Source organism: Pseudomonas sp. NCIMB 10586, from assembly GCF_023127895.1.
Classification (GTDB): Bacteria; Pseudomonadota; Gammaproteobacteria; order Pseudomonadales; family Pseudomonadaceae; genus Aquipseudomonas; species Aquipseudomonas synxantha_A.
Genome location: NZ_SPKQ01000038.1, coordinates 88,919 through 111,459 on the forward strand (window position 1 = coordinate 88,919; position 22,541 = coordinate 111,459).

Genomic DNA, 22,541 nt, shown 5'->3' on the forward strand with positions numbered 1-22,541 from the left:
TCGCGCGGTTTCGGGCGTGTGAGGGGTGGGGCATAACGCCGATCAGCGTGCGGGATACGGTTGGAAAATGACTTGAATCGGGTAGAGCCGCGCCGCCGCCCTTGACTACCGTCGCTCGCCGCCCTTTTGCAGGGCTTGTCCTTGAGGGAGTTGTGGATGTCAGTCGATTCGGGTTTGCAGGTGCGCGGTTTGTGCAAGCGCTACAACAATGGCGTTGAGGCGCTGCGCGGTGTTGACCTGAATGTGGGGCCGGGCATGTACGGTTTGCTCGGCCCCAATGGCGCGGGCAAAAGCAGCCTGATGCGCACCCTGGCGACCTTGCAGCAGCCGGACGCCGGCAGCATCCACCTGGATGGTGTGGATGTGTTGGCCGATGCCGAGCATTTGCGTCGTCGCCTGGGTTACTTGCCACAGCAGCTGGGGGCGTATCCGGGGGTGAGTGCGCGGGATTTGCTTGATCGGTTTGCCTGGCTCAAGGGGCGTACCGACACTCGCCAGCGCCGCGAGGAAGTCGAGGGCTTGCTGGCCAAGGTCAACCTGCAGGAAGCCGCGCACCGGGCGCTGGCCACCTATTCGGGCGGCATGTTGCGCCGCTTCGGCATCGCCATGGCCCTGATCGGCTCGCCGCGCTTGCTGATCGTCGATGAGCCGACCGCCGGGCTCGACCCGGCCGAGCGCAACCGTTTTCACCGAGTGTTGGCGGATGTGGCGGCCGAGTCCATCGTGTTGCTCTCGACCCATATCGTTGAAGACGTCGAGAACCTGTGCAGCCGCCTGGCGGTGCTGGCCGCTGGGCAGATTATTGTCGAAGGGCGCCCGGCGGATTTGCTCGATGCTGAGCAGGGCCGTTTATGGGAGGCGTCGTTCGGCCGTGGTGAGCCGCTGCCCCACGCCTTGCATGTGGCGGCGAGCCCCGACGGCAGCCGCGTGATCGTGCACGGCGAACGTCCGGCTGATCCGCGCTTCAGGCCCCACGCGCCGCGCCTGGAAGACATCTATTACCTGGCGCTGGCCCAGGCTGGCGAGGCAGTCGCGGCATGAATACCTTTGCTCTCTTGATGCGCGAGGCCTGGGTGCAAGTGCGCGCCGGACTGCGCAGCGGCATTCCACTCCTGGTGTTCCTGGGCCTCACCGGCTATTTGCTGATGTCCCTGACCAATGCCGACTATGTGCAGAAAATGGGCGCCAGCGACATCGCACGCAATGCGCCGAGCCTGATCTACCTGATGTCGTGCGGTTGCATGTTTTTCCTGTTTTTCGCCTGGGCCTGGGTGTTCGCCCAACCGGCACTGCGCGACCGCGAGGCGCAATTGGAAGAGGTGCTGCTGGCCTTGCCGCTGTCGCTGCCGGCGCTGCTGTGGGGACGCTTTATCGGTGCGGCGCTGGTGGGTGGCTTGCTCGCCAGTTCGCTGATCGTGGGCTTTCTGGTCAGCCCGGTACTGGGCTGGCTCGGCTGGGTGCCGGCCGCGAGTATCGGTGCACCGATGTGGTCGGCGCTGGGGTTTGCCTGGGTTGCGTTGCTGTTGCCGGTCAGCACCGGGGTTGGGGCCTTGTATTACCTGCTGGCCTTGCGCAGCCGTGGCCTGGCGGCACCGTTTGGGTTGGCGACGGTGTTGATGCTGCTGTGGATGTTTGCCGTGGTGGTGCTCAAGGGGGGGCATATAAACCCGCTGTTGGCTGCCAGCCTGGACCCGTCGCTGTTCACCTTTGCCCAGGCCCAGGTCGAGACCTGGAGCGCCGCGCAGAAATCCCAATCGCTGTTGGCCTTGACCCCGGGGTTCTGGCTTAACCGGCTGTTGTGGTGCGTTGTGCCGCTGCTGTTATTGGCCGCTGTATTGGCGCGCACCACGCGCCAGGGCTTGATGGGCAAACGCAGCGGGGCAGTGCTGGCGGAGCCGCCGATGTTACTGACAGGCGCAGTGACCTTGCCTGGCCCGCTGACCCATGGCCAATGGTCGCGCGCCCTGGGGCATGAGGCACGTTGGCAGGTACGCCAGCTGTTTGCCCGGCGCCTTTGGTGGGTGGCGCTCGGCTTGCTGTTGGTGATGGGCGTGCTCAGTGGCTTTGTCCACGGCGTGTGGCATGCGCGAGGGCCGATGGTGCCCCGGGCGGCCCTGACCCTGCCGTTGTTGTCGAGTGCGTTGTTCCTGGTGATCGCCTTTATCGTTGCGGCGCTGGTTGGGCTGGTGTGCCGGCGCGATGACGTCGAAGGGTTTGGCGCTATGTTGCAGGCAACTGCGGCCCCGGCGTGGTTGCGATTGCTGGGGCGGGTGGCTTGTGTGCTGCTGGCGACCTTGACGCTTGCGCTGGTGCCGGGCCTGGCCAGCTTGCTGATCAGTGCGATTGCCGCGCCCGACAGCCTGGCGCCGGGCTTTGTGCTGGTGTATCAGGCGTTGGTGTTCGCGCCTCCATTGGTGGAGCTGGCGATGCTCACAGTGCTGGTGCATGCGCTGATCCGCCGATCCGGGCTGGCGTATGCCGCCTCGATGCTGCTGACGTTTTTCCTGGTACTCAACCATGAGTTGGGCCTGGTCACCTATCCGGCCTATGCCATGGCGATTCCTGCGCATGTGAGCGTGTCGCTGCTGACCGGCTGGGCGCCGTGGCTGGCGTTTCTGACGACCTTGGCCGGTTGGAAACTGGCCGGTTGCCTGGTCATGCTCGCGATCGCGGCACTGGCCTTGCCCCGTGGGCCGGAGCATCGTCGATTGAGCGACGTGCGCCGCGGTTTGCTCGGCTTGCCCGGTGTGTTGCTGGCTCTGGGTGCTGTCGGCTTGCTTGGCAGCGGCGTGTTGTTGCAGCGGCATTTGGTGGAGCAGGGCGATTACCAGTCTGTCGCCGAGCAACGCGCCGAACGCGCCGACTGGGAACGGCGCTGGCTGCCCGGGGCGAGTGCCTGGCAGGTGGCGGGCGGGCAGTTGCAGGTGCAGGTCGATTCGGCCGCCCGGCAGGTGGTGGGCCAGTGGACGTTGGATGGGGTGCTCACTACCGGCCTCGATGCCGAGTTGCCACCGGGTATGCAGGTGATCGCGGTCAGCGTGATGGGGCGCCCCGTTGTGTTTGAACACGCCACCGAGCACCTGCGGGTGCCGTTGGAGGGGTGCGCAGCGAGCGGTTGTCAGGTGGTGTTGAACTGGACGGTGAGTGCTGACGGCTGGCCTGCCGAGGGTGAAGCATTCTGGCTTGGGCCTCAGGGTGTGTGGCTGCAAGCGCACCGTGTGGTGCCACGCTTGGGCCTGGACAGCGAGCGGTTGTTGCGTGCACCGGCCCAGCGCAGCGAAGCCGGGTTGCCGACAGCGGTGCCCCGGTTGCCGACGGGCGCTGCGGTGGCGGTGGATGCCGTTGCACCGGCCGGGCACTGGCAATGGCAGCTTGAGGTCGATGGCCAGGCCATTACCGGCAGCAGTGAGGGGCCGCTGGACTTTGCCTATGCCACGTCGGCTCAGAAGGATATCAGCCGCGAGAACACCGCCCGTGAAGTGCAGGAGGACCTGGACGCGATGAGCGCCTGTGTGGCGCGGCGTCTGGGCAGCCGTCCCAGCGTCGAACAACTGAGTCAGTGGCCTGTCGGCATGGGTGCCAGCCGTCTGAGTCATGGCCATTTACTGCTTGGCCAGTCACCCAATTGGGACGTGGCGCCGACAGGCGTTGGGCGCTGGACGCGCCGTGCCCATATCGCCGAACTGCTTGCCCGCCAATCGCTGGTCGAGGCGAGCAACCTGCGCCAAACCCCCGGCTACCTGTGGCTCAGCCAGGGTGTGGCAGGTGCGCTGGGCCTGCTGTGTGTGGAGGACATCGACGGTGCTGATGCCCGTGCAGCGCTGGTCAAGCTGATGGCCGACGACCTGACCCGTGCCCTGGGCAATGACGGTGAGCCCGTCGGCACCCTGGCCGATGCCCGCGAACAGGGGTGGGCCGCCAGTTATGCCGCACTGGTCAGCCTTGACTGGGTCGCCGGGCAAACTCCCGAACAGCTCACGGCGCTGACCGCCGATGTCCGTAACGGCCAGGGATGGCCAACCGCGATCCAGGGCCTGCTGGGCGCGCCCTCCGATCCTGTGATTGCCGCCGCGCTCAAGCGCTGGGGGCCTGTGCAATGAAGTTGAATCATCCCTGTCTTTTGGAGCTTTGCCATGTCATCTGAACTGTCTATCCAGCCGCTGCGTCGTCCTTTCGGTTGGCGCGCCAACGTATTGACCCAAGCCATGGCGCTGACCTTGTCCAGCCAGATGTGCACGGCCTATGCCGCTGACTATCAACCCGCCGCCAGTAGCGAGACCATCGAGTTGGCGCCGGTGACGGTCAGTGCGCGGTTGACCCAGGAAAGTGCCAAGGACATTCCATTCGGTCTCTCGGTGCTTGATGGGAAAACGCTTGAGACCCGGCGGTTACGCACCCTGGAAGATGCCTTGCGCACCACGCCTGGGGTGGATGTGAACTCCTGGGGCGGCGCCAACGACGCCAACGTGCGCATCCGCGGGGTCGGCTCGCTGAACCAGATGAGCATGGATGACGGCTCGGTGGTGCTGAACGTGGACGGCGTGCCGATGTCGGTGCGCAACGCGGCAATGGCCACCCTCGACGTGCAGCAAGTGGAAGTGCTCAAGGGGCCGCAAGGCACGTTGTTCGGACGTAACAGCGAGGCCGGCGCGATTAACGTCACCACCCGCAAACCCACCCGTGAGCTGGAAGGCTATGTGCGCGGCGAAGTGGGCAACCAGGGCCAGTTCATGACCGAGGGCGCAGTGGGCGGGCCGCTGACCGAGTCCCTGGCCGGGCGACTTGCCGTGCGGCGCAGCGGCTTTGATAACTGGGTCGATGACCAGCAGGATGGCGACCCCCTGACCAAGCCCCGCGACCTGGCATTGCGCGGCAGCCTGTTGTGGGACAACGATGAAGGGACCACCGGCCTGCTGACCGTCGAACGCCAGCGCGCCGATCATTATGCCGGCTCGGAGATCCTGCGCCCGTTCGGCAATCGCCCGAGTCTCGATTACACCCCGGGTACGTTCAACGGCAATAAGAAGACCAACGAGCGTTATTCCTTCGAGCTCAACCATGACCTGGCCCAGGCCCGGATCACCTCGATCAGCGCCTACACCAGCACCGACTTCAATGCGGTCAAGGGTTATGACCGCAACATCACCCAGGCGCTGTATGGTCAACCGTTTGAATACCTGATCGAAGACTCGGCCCACGAGCGGGTCTGGAGCCAGGACCTGCGGCTGGGTTCGCTGGCGGATGCCGAGGTGTTCTGGGTGACCGGGGTGAACCTGTCGCGCTCCGAGCGCAGCTTTGACTCCAACAACTTCACCAACGGCGCGAAGCAGTTGCGCGACTTCACCACCAACAGTTATGCCGCCTACGGCGAAGTCACCTTCCCGATTGCCGAAGACTGGAAACTCACCACCGGCCTGCGCCATACCTGGGACCGCAAGACCTACGGCGCCGACTACAGCGGTGGCGGCAAGCTGGTCAGCGACAGCCGACGCTTGCAGGACGACTACAACACCGGGCGCGTGGCCCTGAGCTACGTTTGGACGCCGCAGACCAATGTGTATGCGGTGTTGTCGCGGGGCTATAAGTCGGCCGGGTTCAACGACTACGCCACCTCGATCAAGGACAGCGAACCCTACAAGGCGGCCAAGGTGAACTCCGCCGAGGTCGGCTTCAAGCATGAAAGCGAAGGCGGTGCACTGAGCCTGGAAGGCGCCTTGTTTATCACTCGTGTGCAGGATGACCACCTGCTGGGGTATGACTTCAAGAGCATGGCCGTCAGCGCCGTGAATGCCGACACCCGCAGCAAAGGCGCCGAGTTGTCGAGCACCTGGCATGTCACCGATGAACTGACCCTGGGCAGCGCCATCAGCTACACCAACGCGGTGGTCACCTCCGATGCGCCAGGTGTTTCCGGTGGTGATGTGGCCAAGGGCAGCCGCGTGCCGGATGTGCCGTTGTGGAGTGGAAACTTCAGTGTGGCCTGGAAGAAGCCTTTGGGTGAACTGCTGGGCTTGCCCGCGCCGCGCTTGAACACCTTGCTCAACTACCGCGTACAGAAAAACCGCCCGGCTGATCCGCAGAACCACTATGACCTCAAGGGTTACGCCAAGTTGGACTTGCACCTTGGGCTGGAGAGTGGGGGGTCGGAGGTTTATCTGTGGGGCGATAATTTGCTGGATGCGCGGTATGACCTGTATGGCGCGTACTCCACCGACACGGTGCTGACCGGGATGCCGGGGCGCGGGCGTTCGGCGGGGGTGGGGTATAGCTATCAGTTCTGAGGCAGCCACTGGGTGCAATGTGGGAGGGGCTTGCTCCCGCTGGCGACCTGAGAGCCTATAGCTATCTTACTGATGCCCTACGATCCAAATGTGGGAGGGGGCTTGCCCCCGATGGCGACCTGACAGTTGACCAGGATGTTGGATCAGACCGAGTACATATCCATTATTTAGGTAACGGCCACTATTGGTTCCGCTTTTACAGCGGGTCACTTTGAAAAGCGCAAAGTAACCAAACGCTCTTGCCCCACCACTCGGCACCTCGCTTAGGCTCGGTGTGCCCGTAATCCGCGATGGATTTGGGGGGCCGCCGCCACGCGCCATCCATGGCGCGGGGCGGCTAAACCGGCATCCCTGCCGGTTTACCCCCCAAATCCCTGTCGAATTCCGGCCAGCGTGGTTTAACGGGGCGCCTAAGATCAAAAGCAGATCAAGATCAAGATCAAGAGCGGCTCGCTGCGCATCGTGGTTACCGTCGGCTGCTACACAGCTGTGTAGATACCCATGCCCCGATGGGGGAGTGTCAGTCAGGACATTTGTGACTGATCCACCGCCATCGGGAGCAAGCCCCCTCCCACATTTGAACTCAGGACAGCCGGCCGAATCGCGTCGGTTCAGAATTGATAGGTATAGCCCACGCCCACCGTCCTCCGACGCGACGGCCCACCATAGGCCACCGGGTCACTGTAGAAACCATAGGTGTCATACGTCTGGTTCAACAGATTGTCGGCAAACGCATACACCTCGCCAAACTTGCTCTCCAGGCCCGCCCGCAGGTCGAGTTTCTCGTAGTTGTCCAGGTTGAAGTGGTTCTGCGGGTCAGCCGCGCGTTCACCAACCAGGTGGTAGTTGAGGCTGGTGTTGAGGCTGGTCTGGCCAAGGCTGGCGAAGTTGCCCAGGGGATGTTTCCAGCTGGCGTTGACGTTGCCGCTCCAGCGGGGCACATCCGGGGTACGGTTGCCGGCGGCGACGTCGCCAGCCTGGATGCCTTGCACACCGCTGGTGATCTTGGCATCGAGGTAGGTGGCGCTGGCGGCCAGGGTCAGGCCGTAGTCGAAGCGCCAGCTACCTTCCAGTTCGGCGCCGCGGGTGCGGGTGTCGGCGTTGAAGGCGTTGGTGGCGAAGGTCGCTGCGTCGTAACCAAGCAAGTGATCATCGTGCACGCGGGTGTAGAACAGTGCGCCGTTGAGGCTGCCGCGACGGTCGTCGGTCTCGCTCTTGAAGCCCAGTTCGGCGGCCCTGCTGACGGCGGCCTTGTAGGGTTCGCTGTCGCTGACCTGGGAGGCATAATCATTGAACCCGCCGGATTTATACCCTCTTGCCAATTGCACGTAGACGTTGGTCTGTGGGGTGATCGCATAACTCAGGGCGACGCGGCCGGTGCCATAGTGGTCGGTGAGTGCGCGCGAGTCGTCCACGGCGCTCGAACCTGCGAAGTATTGGCCGTCGTAGGTCTTGCGGTCCCAGGAATGGCGGTAGCCGGTGGTGAGTTTCAGGCGTTCGGTGAGCGGGACAGTCACTTCGCCGTAGCCTGCGTAGGTGGTGGTAGTGAAGTCGCGGAACTTGGCGCCGGAGGTGCCGTAGGTGTTGCGTGGGGTGTCGTAGCTGCGTTCACTGCGGCTGGCGGCGACGCCGGCGACCCAGAACACGTCGGAATCGGGCAATGAGCCCAGGTGTATATCCTGGCTCCAGCTGCGCTCGAAGGATTTGTCCACCACCCAGAACTCACCGGGCGTGCCATAGAGGGCGCCCATCAGCTTGCTGTCGTAGGCGATCAAGCCGGTGAAGTCGGCAGTGCCAGTGGCGGTGGTGGAGGTCAGCCGACTGTTGGCGAAGTCGTGGTCGACCTTGATCGTGTAGCGCTCGGTGGTCTTTTCGTTGTCGTCGAACAGGCCAGGCGTCAGGTCCAGGCTCGGGTGGCTGCCGTAGGGGCGCAGTACCAGGGAATTGGTGGCGCGTTCGGTCTGCTGGCGTTCGGCGCTGAACAGCACGTGGGTGTCATCGTTGAGGTCCCACAACAAGCTGGCGCGATAGGCTTCGTTGCGCGGTTTGGTAATGGGGTTATGGGTCTGGTCGTTGTCGATCCAGCTGTCGTAGCCGGCACGTCGCACCGCCAGGCGGCCGCTGAGGCTGTCACTGAGCGGCCCGCCAATGGCGCCTTCGGTGAGGAACTGGCCTTTCTGGCCGACTTCACCACGCACGTAACCTTCGAGTTCCCGGCTGGGTTGGCGAGTGGTGATATTCACGGCACCGGCCTGGCCGATTGCGCCGGACAGTGTGCCCTGCGGCCCCTTGAGCACTTCGATGCGGTCGACGTCGAGGGTGCCGAACCCCAGGCTGCGCGACGACACAGGTACGCCGTCGATATTGAACGCGACCGAACTGTCGTCCATGGACATCTGGTAAAGCGAACCGACACCGCGGATCAACACGTTGAAGTCGTTGGGCCCGCCGGAAGAGTTGACGCTGACCCCTGAGGTATTGCGCAGTGCGCTTTCCAGGGTATCGAGGCGTTGAGTACGCAGTTGTTCGCCATCGACCACACTGACGCTGATCGGTACTTCCTTGGAATCTTCCTGGGCCAAGCGCGCCGTTACCGTGGAGGCGGGCAGTTGCAGGGGTTCGCTGAGGGTGGCGGCGAAGGCGGTAGGGGTCAGTGTCAAAGCAATCGCTATTGTTATACTATTACGTTTGTAGCAAGATTGACGGGTAGCCGCCGTGTTGCATCGTGCAGACATGATGGGACCTTGACTGAGAGTTCTGATCGGCGTGCGTTGCTCAGGGGCAGCAGCAATCTGGCTTGGCACGTGCGGTGCGCCAAATGCTAATAATTATCAATTGCAGAGTTCTACCCCGATGTGGTCTGATTCGAGCCGTATCCGGTCAGCCAGGAGATTTACGATGTCAGCCGTTCAGGGAGGCGCAGGAGAACCGATGCCGGTCTCGCGAATCATTACGGGAGGGTTTGGTAGCGATCTCGGGCCGGGAGCGCATTGCCGGGTCACGCGTATGACCCTGCAGGAGGGCCTGGACATCGTGCGTTGGCAGAGCACCTTTGAGCAGCCGGTAGAGTTGCCCTTGCAAGACGACAGCGAGTGCATTCACTTCAGCTTCACCAACCTGTTAAAGGGCAAGGCCGCGTGCAGCTTTCGCGATGGGCGCCGGCAACGTCGCTATGTGATTGATGAAGGCGCGGGCAGCATCAGCTTTGGCCGTTGCCGCCACGGCCTATATCACCAGCACGGCGAGATCGACAACATCACCGTCATGATTCGCCCCGAGTTGCTGGCCCAGTGGGAATTGAAGCTCGACCCGCTGCTGAACAAGGCATTGGCCTGCGAACATTGCTTCCTCGACGGCCATCGCAGCGGTGAAATGAGTGCTACCGCGCACATGCTCGGCCTGGCCATGGACCACGGCGCCAGCCTGCCATCGGCCCCGCCGCGCAGCAGCCTGTGGCTGTACGGGCAAAGTGTCACGCTGGTCAGTCTGTTCCTCGAAGCGCGCCAGGATGGCGAATGCACCTGCCGCGTCAGCCACACCGACCGCCAGCGCCTGGTGCGGGCCCGCGATCGTTTGCTGGAAGATCTGGGCAAGGCGCCAAGCCTGTCGGAGTTGGCCCGTGAATCCGGCTTGAGCCAGCCCAAGCTCACCCGCGGGTTTCGCCAACTGTTCTCCAACAGCGTCTATGGCGTGTTCCAGCAGACGCGCATGATCCAGGCGCGCAGCCGCTTGATGAGCGGCAATGAATCGGTGATGCGCATCGCCTCGGACCTCGGTTATGCCAACGCCAGCCATTTCGCCACGGCGTTCCGCAAGCAGTTCGGGATCAATCCGTCGATGTTGAAAAATGGCGGGCGCGGCAGAGCCCTGGATGTCGGCTGACTAGAAGGTCGCTTTCACCTGCAGTCCCAGCACCAGCGCGTTGTCGATGTTCTGTGCGGAAAACGCCCCCGGCTCGATGATGTATTGCACGTCCGGGCGCAAGGTCAGCCACGGTGTGGCCTGGTAGCCGTAGCTGAGTTCGATCAGCTGTTCAGCGTTGTCCAGGTTGGCGTAGGCCGCATCCGCGTTATCCCGGCTGCGCGGGTTGGGCACTGCACGGCCATAACCGAGGGCGACGGTATCCCGTGGGCGACTGTCGAACGGTTTGTACAGCACCAGCCCCGCGCCATACCACTTGGTGAACGGCGAAGCCGCTTCGCTGGCGGCAGAGTATTGGCCGAAGGCGTGCAAGCTGCGGCCTTGGGAGGATTGGGAGGCCCACACCGCCTGGTCGATCAACAGGTAGTGACCGCCGCGCCCGCTGACGTCCTTGTTGCTGCCAATGCGTTTTACATCGGAACTGTCGTAGTAATAACCGAGTTTGTATTCACCCGGCAGGCTGCCCGCGTGCTTGTAGATCAGCTCGATGGGCACCACGGTGCCGGTGGTGTGCTTGGGCCCCAGGTGCCAGGCGCGGCTGGGGTTGCCATTGCTGGAAGGGTCGACGTTGAACGCAGCCACCCGCAGTTGCCAGTTTGGCGAAAAGTCATATTTCACCCGCGCGCCCAGGTGCGCATTCGGGTAATTGGCCCATCCACTGCCGCCCGACATGTTCAGCGGATGCCCGCAGAAGCCGGCGTTCATGAAATTGCACAAAATGCCGCTGTCCAGGCCGCCGAGGTCATTGCCCATGGCCATGTAGCCGAGCTTGATGTTGAGTGCGGAGGTGAACAGCGTGCGCTCGTAGCTCAACTCGGTGAGGCGCGTGTAGAGGCCGCCGTAGTTTTCCTGGATCGGCAGGCGGTTGCCCACCAGGTCTTCGGAAGCGCTGTTGCCGCGTCGGTCGTTGATGGTTAGCTGGATGCGGTCGCCGTTGTTGAAGCCGTAGAGCTTGCCCAGGTCGAACTGCACGCCGAGCTTGAGGTTTTGCGAATAGCGGGCCGAGCGATGCTGGCCGCCGTGGGCGTTGTAAGCGGTTTCGCCGCTGTAGTCGCCGGTAAAGCGGATGCCTTGTGCGTCGAGTTCACGGCGCAGGCCGCCCCAGTCGCCGGTCAGGGTGGTGTCGTCGGCTTGAACGGGCAGGGCAGCAGTCAACGCCAGGCCGAGCACCAGGCGCCCAAGGGAGGTATGAGAAGTAGGGTTCATGCGGAGTTCCAAACGCAAAGCGCGGTGCGGGAGCACCGCGCGAACAGAGAGGGGTTACGGCAGGGCGTAGGCGATCACGTAGTCGCCGCGGTCGGTGGACTGGCGCGCGCCGCCGGCGGTGACGACGATGTACTGCTTGCCGGTTTTTGGCGACACGTAAGTCATCGGGCCACCCTGGCTGCCGACCGGCAAACGGGCTTTCCAGATTTCGTCACCGTTGCCACTGTTGAAGGCGCGCAGGTAGAAGTCCTGGGTGCCGGCGATAAAGATCAGGCCGCCTTGGGTGGACAGCGTGCCGCCCAGTGTCGGCAGGCCGACTTTGATTGGCAGGTGCATGCGGATGCCCAGGGGGCCGGTGTCTTCAACCGTGCCCACCGGCACTTGCCAGGCAACTTTTTGCGTCTTCATGTCGATGGCGGTCAAGGTGCCGAATGGCGGTGCCTGGCAGGGAATGCCGGCCACCGACAGGAAGCGGTTCTTGTTGACCGCGTAAGGCGTGCCCTTGAGCGGCACGGCGCCCATACCGGTGTTCAGCGCTTCACCACCGGAAGAGGCCTGGGCCTTGTTTTGCGACGGCACCATCTGGATCCACAGCCCCAGGCGCATGTCGTTGACGAAGATAAAACCGTGTACCGGATCGGTGGAGATGCTGCCCCAGTTCATGCCGCCCAGCGAACCCGGAAAGCTCAGGGATTTATCGGTGCCCGGCGCGGTGTACAGGCCGTCGTAACGCATACCTTTGAAGTCGATACGGCACAGCAACTGGTCGTACGGGGTGGCACCCCACATGTCCGATTCGGTCAGGGTCTGCGCGCCAATCTGCGGCATACCCACCGATTTTGGCTGGGTCGGGGAGTATGGTTCGTTGGGAATGTTCGCGGCCTTGACCGGCACTTCCTGCACGTCGGTCAGCGGTTTGCCGGTGGCGCGGTCGAGCACGTAGATCTGCCCGGCCTTGGTGCCGATCACCACAGCCGGTACCGTTTTGTCGCTGCCTGGCGGGGTGAAGTCGATCAGGCTCGGCTGCATCGGCAGGTCGAAGTCCCAGAGGTCATTGTGGACGGTCTGGTAGACCCACTTTTCGGCACCGGTGGACGCGTCGAGCGCCAGCACGGAGGCGCCATATTTGTGGTTCAGCTGGGTGCGTTCCACGCCGTAAATGTCGGTGGAGGAGCTGCCCATCGGCAGGAAAACGGTGTTCATCAGCGGGTCGTAGGACATCGGCGCCCAGCTGTTCGGCGTGCTGCGCACATAGGTGCTGCCCGCGGCCGGCGCTTGCTTGTCTTCAGGGTTGCCTGGGTCGAACGCCCAACGCATCTGGCCGCTGATCACATCAAAACCACGGATCACGCCGCCTGGCATATCGGTCTGCACGTTGTCGGCGACACGGCCACCGACAACGACGGTGGTGCCGGCGATCAAAGGCGCCGAGGACAGTTGGTAGTAGCTGTCCGGCACATTACCCAGGCCGGCTTTCAAGTCCACTTGGCCATGGGTGCCGAAGTCTTCGCAGAACTTGCCGGTGTCGGCATCCACGGCGATCAGGCGCGCATCAATGGTGTTGGTCAGCAGGCGACGCTGGCACTGCGCACCGGCAGGCACGCTGGCGGCAATGATCGGCGAGCTGTTGGGCTGGGTCGGCTGGGCAATCGGCGCAGTGGCGTCGAAGTAGGCCATGCCACGGCAACGCTGCCACACCGCTGACTGGGCGTTGACCTCGTTCTTCCACAGCTCTTTGCCGGTGTCGGCGTCCAGGGCGATCAAGTTGTTGTGCGGGGTGCAGATGAAGACTTTGTTGCCGATCTGCAAGGGCGTCAACTGGTCTTCGGCGCCGTTGCCGTCGCTGATGGCCACGTCACCGGTGTGGTAGGTCCAGGCGACTTTGAGTTTGTCGATGTTGTCGCGATTGATCTGGTCCAGCGCGGCGAAGCGGCTGCCGCCCTCGGTGTTGCCGTAGTGCGCCCAGTCTTTCTGTGCATCGGCTTCGGCTACCGGGGTGATGCCAGGGCCGGCACCGGTCGGCGCCACGCTTGGGTGAGCGACGAACATATTGCCTGCCGCCACCGCCACGTCGACTGCCAACAAAGCCGCGACCGCATAAGCGCCACGCGCCGGTTTGCCGGCCAGCAATGGATATACCAGCGCCACCACCACGCCGATCACTGCGAACATGAACAGCCGCGAGAACAGCGGCCAGTACACCAGGCCCACGTCGGCCACCGCCCATACGGCCGTACCGACGAGGAACGCGGCAAACCACCACGCCCCGGCAGGCTTGCGCCGAGCGATCAGCAGCCCGGAGACGGCCATGGCCACGCCACCTGCCAGGAAGTACCAGGAACCTCCCAGGCTGACCAGTTTGGCGCCGCCCACGGCAAGCGCAAGGCCGAGCAGGGCGATGACAACGCCCAGGCCCAGGAGTAGAAATCTAGAGACGCCAGCGGCGCGCGATGCTCGTTTCATGTCGAATAGACTCGAGTGAGAGAGGGCAAAGACGCGATTTTAGCAAGATAAGTAACCGGTTAGTACATTGTGCCTCGTAATAGTCTTTTACAACTACGGCGACGATGCCTTGGCTCAGGCCAACGCATCGCGCTGCATCGATTGCAGGTTCTTCTCAATGGTTTCGCAAATCGCCTCCATCTGGATCTGATGCTCGCTGGAGTGAAACGGGCTTTGCAGGTCGGTGCCGATCCGCTCGATGGCCAGCAGCATAAAACCCACTACCGTGGAAGCCAGCGGGGTAAACCAGCCGAGAGATTCCACCAGGCCCACCGGTACGATCAGGCAGAACAGCGAGATAAACAGCCGCGGGAAATACACGTAGGGGTAGGGCAGTGGCGTATTGGCGATGCGCTCCATGCCGCCTTGGGCATTGGACAGGTCGACCAGGGTCGACTCCAGCCGCGCCAGGCGAATACTGTCCAGGTGACCGGCCTTGTATTCCTTGGCCAGCAACGCCGCTGACCCGGTCAGGATGTCATTGGCAAAATTGTTGGTCGCGCCATTGCGGGCGAATTCCTCGGCGGGGATAAACGCTCGCACTTCATCCGGGCAGGGTTCGCCCTTGAGGTGGGCGGCCAGGCAATTCACATACGCCACATGGCGGCGCAGCAATGTGGCTTTGATCGGATTCACTTCGCCGCCGGGGTCATCCAGCAGCGTCAGCACCTGGCGCGCAAAGCTGCGCGAATTGTTGACCATCGCCCCCCATAATGTGCGCGCTTCCCACCAGCGGTTATAGGCGCTGCTGTTGCGAAAACTGATCAACACCACCAGCGCCGAACCCAGCAATGTCAGTGGCATCAGCGGCAGGTTGATCTTGGTGGTCAGAAACAGCATGAAGTCCACGGTTACTGCCACATCCCACAGCAATAGCCAGAACAGGGCCCAGCCCACATAGCCCATGGTCTTGATGATCAGGCGGTATTTCTTCAGGACGGCAGCTTTCAAACGAGAACCTCGCGGCGGGCGGTTGGCGTCAATGCTCTGTTACGACGCCATGCAAGGGAGAAAGGTTCGCCGGTTGCTGAATCGATTCGTCGACCAGTCACTCGCTTCGGAGGATGTAACGAGAAGTTACGCGCAGGTGTGCGCAGAGGGTCCACTTGAATCTGGAACAACTTTGGTACTGATGACGTCTTGTCCGGCAATCGCTGTACATTGCGTTCGAGGCAAAAAGCCATTAACCGTAGGGTTTACCACGTGATTTGTTTTGGGGCCGGGCTGCAGGGATTTCGTAGCTGAGATCAGTGGAATCAAGTTGGATGATCAGGGCTCTTTCATGCATGTCAGTTCGTTGAAGTCGGCTATGTGTAATACCGCGCAAGCGCTCGAACGTCATAAGGATTTTGAATCGTGCCTGAGAGCGCATTACCACGTGCTGCTCGTGCCCTATTCCCGAAGACCGTTTTTCTACAAGAGTGCACTTAAATACAGCCGTTTGATGGTGTCGTTTGCCTTATTGAGTGAATACTTCGCCACACCCTTACCGTTATTGTCGGAAGTTAAGACCCTGTGTGTGACGCGCAGGTATTGTTCAAAAAACAGCCTGGAATCAATGTTCCTTTTATTGCGGGCGCTGGGCTTCATGGACGTCGCGCCGCACCCCGAAGACAGTCGCTTCAGGGTCTACGCGCCGTCGGATGAGGCCTGTCGCGAAGCGCGTTTGATGTTGACCTCGCTCACCGAGTCATTGGCGCGGCTTTACCCTGAACGGGCGATTTTCCGGCAAATGCGCGAGTTGGATGACCGTGGCTTCCTGTCCCTTTATTTCAAGGGCTTTGCCATTATCCTCGACGCCGATCTCACGGTGGATGTACTGCTTCCCGAGTGTTACTGGTTGGTGAAAAGAGACGCCGGGCATCTGTTGATGCTGGCGATTTATAACGATGCCTTCGCGCCGGAAAATGATCGGGCCACGTTCCGGTCATCGTCTTATCTGGCCTTGGCCAAGCAACTTTCCGTGTCCAAGACTCACATTATTCGAATGGTCCAGGAGGGTGTCGAGAAGGGGTATTTCAAAGCTCACTCCAAGACCCGGCTGGAAGTGCTGCCGCCTTTTGTCAGCCTGGTAAAACGCTTTATGGCCTTTTCTTTTGCGCTGGGCCTGCATGCTATTGAGATGGGAGCGTAAGGATGCCTGCTAACTTGAAGTTAAGGCCCAGGATGCGCAGGTTGTTGTCGCCTGCGGTGACCCAAGCGGAATGGATCGGGATCATTGCCTGGGTCGGTATCTGGCTGATTCATCCGGCCATGCAGTTCGACCTGTCCATGTTGGGTGTCACCATTGGCCTGTTGCTGGTGTGCCGGTTTCACTCCAAAACCGCCAACTTTCTACTGTGGCGGATGCTGGGAGTGGCCTATATCGTGATGTTATCCGTGGGGTTTGCCTATGTCATTGGCCTTAATCAGGAGTTGCGTATCTACGGCTTGCCCCTGGCCGTCACCCTGGTGGTCGGCAGCGCTATCTTGTTTATCAGTGTTCAGGATTATCTGGTCGGCGCCCTGTTGGTCTGGTTCATATTATGGTCGCCGATGCAGGCCGATATATATGCAGGAACACAGGCTTATCTGCTGATATTTTGCGCATCTTCGGTCTCCATCGGTTTTATCCTGAGTTATTCGTATTTGAAGAACCTGCGTTCGGTGTTGTTGGTGGAAAGCGAGTTTCGCGCCTTGGCCGAAACCGATTATTTGACCTCGATCCTTAACCGTCGCGCTTTTATGCAAAGCTTCGAACAGTTGCTCGACAGCGGCCAGGCTGGCTACTTCATCATGTTGGATATCGACAGCTTCAAGGCAAAAAATGATCTGTACGGTCACGATGTCGGTGACAAGATCCTGCGGGCCATGGCCGTGTGCCTGAAAAACGCCAAAGGCAGCCACAGCTTTGGAAGAATCGGCGGGGAGGAGTTCGGCGTGTTGTTGCAGGACGATGACCCGGTCTTCGCCCGTGAGTTCGTGCTGGGTTTGTTGCAGGCCATACGCTCAAGTGTTGCCGCGCCTCACAACTACACCTGCAGTGCGGGCATGGCACGCTTCGCGCCAGGTGACGAGTTATCGGCGGTGCTCAAGATGGCGGACAAAAATCTCTACGGCGCCAAGCGCAATGGCAAGGACTGCGTGCACCTTAATGGCGTGTTGCTGCAGCCTGTTGCGTCCTGAGGGGGCAAAACGCCGGCTAGGATTGCGCAAGAACACTCGCCAGCAACCCGGGAAAGCGGCTCTCAAGCTCTTCACGGCGCAACGAATTCATATGGGTGGTGCCCACATTGCGCGTGTGTACCAGGCCTGCATCACGTAATACCCTGAAGTGGTGGGACATGCTGGACTTGGGTCGCCCGCCATCCAGTTCACCACAGCTGGCTTCGGCCACGCCGGCCAGGCAGCGCACGATGTCCAGGCGCACGGGGTCGCTGAGGGCGTACAGCACGCGCTCAAGCGTCAATTCTTGCAGGGTAGGGTGTTTGAAGGCTCGCATGGGGCGGATCATAACAGGGGGGTAGCGTTCAATACCATAGTTCGATTACCATCGAACTATCGAATCACACACGCTTCTCTCGGAGTATCTGATGTCCGCATTGTTCGAACCGTTCAAACTCAAAGACGTTACCTTGCGCAATCGCATTGCCATCCCGCCGATGTGCCAATACATGGCCGACGACGGCATGGTCAACGACTGGCACCATGTGCACCTGGCCGGCATGGCCCGGGGCGGTGCCGGCCTGCTGGTAGTCGAGGCCACAGCAGTCGCACCGGAGGGGCGTATCACCCCAGGCTGCGCCGGTATCTGGAGCGATGCCCATGCCCAGGCGTTCGTGCCGATGGTCAAGGCCATCAAGGCCGCAGGTTCGGTACCGGGCATCCAGATCGCCCACGCGGGCCGCAAAGCCAGCGCCAACCGCCCATGGGAGGGCGATGACCACATCCCGGCTTCCGATGCCCGCAGCTGGGAAACCATCGCGCCGTCGGCCATTGCATTCGGCGCCAATTTGCCCAACGTGCCGCGTGCCATGACCCTGGAAGACATCGCCCGCGTCCAGCAAGACTTCGTCGATGCCGCCCGTCGCGCCCGCGATGCCGGTTTTGAATGGATCGAACTGCACTTCGCCCACGGTTACCTGGGCCAAAGCTTTTTCTCCGAGCACTCCAACCAGCGCACCGATGCCTACGGCGGCAGCTTCGATAACCGCAGCCGTTTTCTCCTGGAAACCCTGGCCGCCGTACGCGAAGTCTGGCCGGAAAACCTGCCACTGACCGCACGCTTTGGCGTGATCGAATATGACGGCCGCGACGAGCAGACGCTTACCGAATCCATCGAGTTGGCGCGCCGCTTCAAGGCCGGTGGCCTGGATCTGTTGAGCGTCAGTGTCGGCTTCACGATTCCTGACACCAACATCCCGTGGGGTCCGGCGTTCATGGGGCCAATTGCTGAACGTGTACGTCGTGAAGCCGGTATTCCGGTGACGTCGGCGTGGGGCTTTGGTACTCCGCAACTGGCCGAAGGCGCGCTGCAGGCAGGTCATCTGGACCTGGTTTCGGTAGGGCGTGCGCATTTGGCCGATCCGCACTGGGCGTACTTTGCCGCCAAGGAGTTGGGCGTGGACAAGTCCTCCTGGACCTTGCCGGCGCCTTACGCACATTGGTTGGAACGCTACCGTTGAGGCCAGCCAGCCGGTGATATGAGCCACTCGATTGAGTGGCTTTTTTTCGCCCGTGGTTTTTGCAGTGCCCGCTCGATACAACGCCGATACTCGAAAAATAACAAATGAGAACCGATATCAAGCGAGAATGTGCTGAGATATGATGCGCGGCGAATTATTGGCAGGTTTGCCGCCCCATCTGGCTCATTCACTAGGTTTACATCCATGCGTCGTACCCTGATCTCAATCTGTGTGCTCCAGGCGTTTTCCCCTTTGACCTGGGCAGAGGATGCCCCTGCTGAAAAAGCCAGTATCGAGCTGCAAGCCACCAATGTGACCGCTACTGCAGATTTCGAATCGGCGCAGGGCCCGGTGCAGGGCTACCACGCCACCCGTTCAGCCAGTGCGACGCGCACCGACACCTCGATTCATGAAACCCCGCAGTCCATCAGCGTTGTCTCCAAAGACGTGGTCGAGGATATCGGCGCAACCCGCCTGCAAGATGCCCTCGACTACGCCGGCGGCGTCGGTCGCGCCAACAACTTTGGCGGGCAGGGCCTGACCACCTTCACCGTACGTGGCTTCACCACCGGTGAGTTCTACCGCAATGGGTTCCCGATCAACCGGGGCTACCCGAACATGCCGGATGCCAACACCATCGAACGCCTTGAGGTGTTGCGCGGCCCTGCAACCATGCTCTACGGCCGTGGCGACCCCGGTGGTACGTTCAACGTGGTGTCCAAGCAACCCTTGGCCGAACGCACCGTCACCCTGGGCAGCCAGGTGAATGACCAGGGCATGAAGCGCGGCACCCTGGATGCCTCCGGCCCTCTGGACGAAGAGGGCCGTCTGGCGTATCGCCTCAACGTGGTGGGCGAGGGTGGCGATACCTTTCGCGATCATGTCGAGACCGAGCGCTACGGCGTGACGCCGGTGATCACCTGGCAGGCCACCGACGCCACCAAGGTGACCTTCGAAGGCGACTTCATGCGCAACAACCACCCGCTGGACCGTGGCCTGACGCGTTTCCCCAACCAGCGCGGCACGCCATCGCGCGATACGTTCTGGGGCGACAAGGATGCCGGCAAGCTGCACAACGACAACAACATGGCCCAGTTGCGTTTCGAGCACGCGCTCAACGACAACTGGACCCTGGGCGGCGGTTTCCAATGGTTGGACGGCAGCTTGAAAGGTAACGCCATTGAAGCCAATGGACCGAGCAGCCTGGGCGCCGATGGCCGTACCCTGCAACGCAACTTCAACTACCGCAAGCTGGAATGGACCGACAAGGATTACCAGCTCAACCTGACGGGCCACTTCTCCACGGGCGGGTTCGAGCACACCTTGCTCACCGGTATCGAGTACGAGGATTACGACTACAAGTCGATCATCCAGCGTTCCAGTGCGGCCCTGGGCACTTACCCGATCGACATCTTCAATCCGGTGTACGGCCAAACGCGACCGGCGCTGACTCGCACGCCCACCCACGATAAAGAAAACCTCAAGACCTACGCCGCCTTCGTGCAGGACCAGGTGGCACTGACCGAGCGTCTGAAAGTCTTGGCAGGTGCGCGTTTCGAGCGTTTTGAACATGACTACCAAAGTTATGTGGCGGGAGTAAAACCGTGGACCGCCGCCGACAACGCCGTCACCCCGCGTGTGGGCGTGATCTACGACCTCACCGACACCGTCGCGGTCTATGCCGACGCCGCCCGTTCGTTCAAACCCAACACCGGCGCCAGCCGCGAAGGCGGTGGTTTCGCGCCGGAGAAAGGCAAGTCCTACGAGATGGGCATCAAGTGGGAGGCGCTTGATCGTCAACTGAGCGTCGACGCGGCGATCTACCAGATCGAAAAGAAAAACGTGCTGGCCACCGACCCTTTGGACAATACCCTGAGTGTCGCGACCGGCCAGGTACGCAGCCGCGGATTTGACCTCAACGTGGCGGGCAACCTCACACCCGAGTGGCGTGTGATCGGCGGCTACGCCTACGTGGACGCCGAAGTCACCCGCGACACCACCCTGCGCGCCGGCACCCGCTTGATGAACATCCCGCGCAACAGCTTCAGCCTGCTCAACGTCTACGAGTTCCAGGACGGCGCACTCAAAGGGCTGGGCCTGGGGGCCGGTGGCAAGTACGTCGACCAGCGCGCCGGCCAGACCGCCAATACGGCCTTCTCGATGGACGCCTACACCGTGGTCGACCTGCTGGGTTACTACAAGGTCAACGAGCAGGTGCGTCTGAATCTGGACGTGAAAAACCTGTTCAACCGCGAGTATGAGGAAGGCGCGTTCGGCAATATCTACGCTTACCCAGGCGCACCACGCACCGTGCAGGTCGGAATCTCCTACACCCTATAAGGCTATACACAGTACTCAATGTGGGAGGGGGCTTGCTCCCGATAGCGGTGAGTCAGTCTCAATGTTTTTGACTGATACACCACTATCGGGAGCAAACCCCCTCCCACATTTGCAGCTGCGTTACTGTCAGGTTTGACAGTAGACAGTGAAGGGCGATGGAGGGATGTTTGCCGTTAACGTGTCAGCGTAGTGGTCGGCGCTTATTATTTTTCCAAGCCACGCTTAATAGGGATATTAAAAATGGAACAGGAACTCATAAATGAAGTTGAAGAACTGATTAAAAAAACCAACGATGCGGAGCGTCTGTTCACCCGGTACGCCACCAAGTGCTACACGTCAGCCTTGCAAAAATACGCCAAGGAAATCAGCGAGACCTCATACACGTATCTGTTGGCCGAGCTTGCCGAAAGTTCGTTGAGCTCCGAAATCCTCGGCCGGCCAGGTGCCAATATCAGCCTGGTCAGGATCGAGATAGAGGAGGTTATGCTCGAAGCCGACGTGATCAAGAAATTGAAACGGGCCGAAACCCACTATCTGGAAACGTTGGAATCGGTGCGTAAGTTCGAAGACCTTAAACGCTTTGAAAAGATGCAGGACACGTCCGATATCGTGCGCTCGATAAAACTGGGTGTGTCACGTTTCAATATCCTGTTTGTCATCCTGCTGATCGGCGGCTTGACGTGGGCGGCGATCAATCTGCCTAAAGAAGCCCTGGCGCTTATATCTGCCGCTATCGGCGGGGCTATCACCCACTTGTTGTCCGAGCGCCAGGCGGTGCTGGCGCTGAAAAAAGAGGGCGATAACACCTGCCCCAGAGCCAACAATAACAATCAGGAGTGAGTGCGACGGGGTGGGGTTACAACGGCGTCAATACATTCATCACCGTATCCAGCGCCACCCGCGTGTCATCCAGTTGTACCAGCGAAGCATGCCTTGCGCCCAGCGCATCGCGGTTCTGGATCGCGGTGAGGATTGCCTTGTGCCGGGGCAGGCTCAGGCCCTGGATATCCGGGCGGCGGTTGGTGATATTGATCGACTCGCGCAGCGGCAACGAGAGCATGTTGCACATATAGGCGAGCAGGTCGTTGCGGGTGGCGTCGGCAATCGCGCGGTGGAAGTCCAGGTCGGCCTGCAACAGGTCCTCGTGGGTCTTGGCGGTTTCCATGCCCTGGTAGGCTTGTTCAATGATGGCGATGTCTTCATCGGTGGCGGTGGTCGCGGCCATGGCAGCGATTTCCGGTTCGAGGATGCGGCGCACCCCGGCCAGTGTATTGAAGAACTCACTGTGGGGCGTGGACTGCATCAACCAGGACAGCACATCCGGGTCGAGCAGGTGCCATTTCAAGCGTGGCCGTACCACCGCACCCACCCGTGGCTTGGAATACACCAGGCCCTTGGCGCTAAGCACCCGCGTCGCCTCGCGCAACACTGAACGGCTGACCTGGTATTCCTCGCACAGCGTGGCTTCCATGGGCAACCGTTCTTCGGGCTTGAAGCGACCGGAAACGATGTGCATGCCCAGGTCCTGAACGATCTGGGCATGCTGGCTCTTGCGCGGCTTGGGCGGCTGGTGATCCATAACGACGGGCAGGCTCTGGCTTGAATTCGCCGCATCATAGCATCCCAA

15 protein-coding genes are annotated in these 22,541 nt (G+C 61.4%); 9 read left to right on the forward strand and 6 right to left on the reverse strand.

The genetic code is table 11. The annotated features are described in order from the left end of the window. The first annotated feature begins 156 nt into the window (after positions 1–156). Genes E4P01_RS15010 through E4P01_RS15020 form a run of 3 tightly spaced genes read left to right on the forward strand, consistent with a single transcriptional unit; the run spans position 157 to position 6,281 of the window. Positions 157–1,041 (forward strand): ABC transporter ATP-binding protein, encoded by an 885-nt coding sequence (locus tag E4P01_RS15010; RefSeq protein WP_216091183.1) that lies wholly within the window; start codon positions 157–159, stop codon positions 1,039–1,041. After that, complete coding sequence (locus E4P01_RS15015) at positions 1,038–4,100, forward strand: hypothetical protein (protein WP_216091184.1); 3,063 nt, start codon at positions 1,038–1,040, stop codon at positions 4,098–4,100. The genes E4P01_RS15010 and E4P01_RS15015 overlap by 4 nt, the downstream gene beginning before the upstream one ends. Before the next feature lie 33 nt (positions 4,101–4,133). After that, positions 4,134–6,281: a TonB-dependent receptor gene (locus E4P01_RS15020; RefSeq protein WP_248130082.1), complete on the forward strand. Its 2,148-nt coding sequence runs from the start codon at positions 4,134–4,136 to the stop codon at positions 6,279–6,281. Between the two features lie 611 nt (positions 6,282–6,892). Here E4P01_RS15020 and E4P01_RS15025 read toward each other — a convergent pair. After that, positions 6,893–8,941 carry a TonB-dependent receptor gene (locus E4P01_RS15025; RefSeq protein WP_248130083.1) on the reverse strand — a complete coding sequence of 683 codons (2,049 nt, stop codon included), beginning with the start codon at positions 8,939–8,941 and terminating at the stop codon, positions 6,893–6,895. 238 nt (positions 8,942–9,179) lie between these two features. Here E4P01_RS15025 and E4P01_RS15030 point away from each other — a divergent pair, with 238 nt between their 5' ends. After that, positions 9,180–10,163: an AraC family transcriptional regulator gene (locus tag E4P01_RS15030; protein WP_228309727.1), complete on the forward strand. Its 984-nt coding sequence runs from the start codon at positions 9,180–9,182 to the stop codon at positions 10,161–10,163. Here the strand turns inward: E4P01_RS15030 and E4P01_RS15035 are convergent, their stop codons facing one another. The 3 genes from E4P01_RS15035 to E4P01_RS15045 all read right to left on the reverse strand — a co-directional run bounded on the left by E4P01_RS15035 (position 10,164) and on the right by E4P01_RS15045 (position 14,861). Then, on the reverse strand, positions 10,164–11,408 hold the full coding sequence (locus E4P01_RS15035) for a carbohydrate porin (RefSeq protein ID WP_216091186.1): 1,245 nt from the start codon (positions 11,406–11,408) through the stop codon (positions 10,164–10,166). 54 nt (positions 11,409–11,462) lie between these two features. Continuing rightward, complete coding sequence (locus E4P01_RS15040; protein WP_248130084.1) at positions 11,463–13,871, reverse strand: glucose/quinate/shikimate family membrane-bound PQQ-dependent dehydrogenase; 2,409 nt, start codon at positions 13,869–13,871, stop codon at positions 11,463–11,465. A gap of 114 nt (positions 13,872–13,985) precedes the next feature. Continuing rightward, positions 13,986–14,861: a bestrophin family ion channel gene (locus tag E4P01_RS15045; RefSeq protein ID WP_216091187.1), complete on the reverse strand. Its 876-nt coding sequence runs from the start codon at positions 14,859–14,861 to the stop codon at positions 13,986–13,988. 331 nt (positions 14,862–15,192) lie between these two features. Between E4P01_RS15045 and E4P01_RS15050 the strand changes: the two genes are divergently transcribed. Beyond that, positions 15,193–16,044: a hypothetical protein gene (locus tag E4P01_RS15050; protein ID WP_228309729.1), complete on the forward strand. Its 852-nt coding sequence runs from the start codon at positions 15,193–15,195 to the stop codon at positions 16,042–16,044. A gap of 2 nt (positions 16,045–16,046) precedes the next feature. Beyond that, positions 16,047–17,075: a GGDEF domain-containing protein gene (locus E4P01_RS15055; RefSeq protein ID WP_032876486.1), complete on the forward strand. Its 1,029-nt coding sequence runs from the start codon at positions 16,047–16,049 to the stop codon at positions 17,073–17,075. A gap of 16 nt (positions 17,076–17,091) precedes the next feature. Here E4P01_RS15055 and E4P01_RS15060 read toward each other — a convergent pair whose 3' ends face one another. After that, entirely contained in the window at positions 17,092–17,391 is a 300-nt protein-coding gene (locus E4P01_RS15060) for a helix-turn-helix domain-containing protein (protein ID WP_050549300.1), read from the reverse strand. 91 nt (positions 17,392–17,482) lie between these two features. Here E4P01_RS15060 and E4P01_RS15065 point away from each other — a divergent pair, with 91 nt between their 5' ends. The 3 genes from E4P01_RS15065 to E4P01_RS15075 all read left to right on the forward strand — a co-directional run bounded on the left by E4P01_RS15065 (position 17,483) and on the right by E4P01_RS15075 (position 21,754). Further along, entirely contained in the window at positions 17,483–18,574 is a 1,092-nt protein-coding gene (locus E4P01_RS15065) for an NADH:flavin oxidoreductase/NADH oxidase (RefSeq protein ID WP_032876480.1), read from the forward strand. Between the two features lie 204 nt (positions 18,575–18,778). Beyond that, the gene (locus E4P01_RS15070; RefSeq protein WP_032876478.1) at positions 18,779–20,914 is read left to right on the forward strand and encodes a TonB-dependent receptor; all 2,136 of its coding nucleotides are present in this window, start codon (positions 18,779–18,781) and stop codon (positions 20,912–20,914) included. A gap of 240 nt (positions 20,915–21,154) precedes the next feature. Next, on the forward strand, positions 21,155–21,754 hold the full coding sequence (locus tag E4P01_RS15075) for a hypothetical protein (protein ID WP_078821049.1): 600 nt from the start codon (positions 21,155–21,157) through the stop codon (positions 21,752–21,754). 16 nt (positions 21,755–21,770) lie between these two features. On the opposite strand, the gene E4P01_RS15080 is transcribed toward E4P01_RS15075, so the two are convergent. After that, the gene (locus E4P01_RS15080; RefSeq protein ID WP_005787481.1) at positions 21,771–22,493 is read right to left on the reverse strand and encodes a FadR/GntR family transcriptional regulator; all 723 of its coding nucleotides are present in this window, start codon (positions 22,491–22,493) and stop codon (positions 21,771–21,773) included. Between the last annotated feature and the right edge of the window lie 48 nt (positions 22,494–22,541).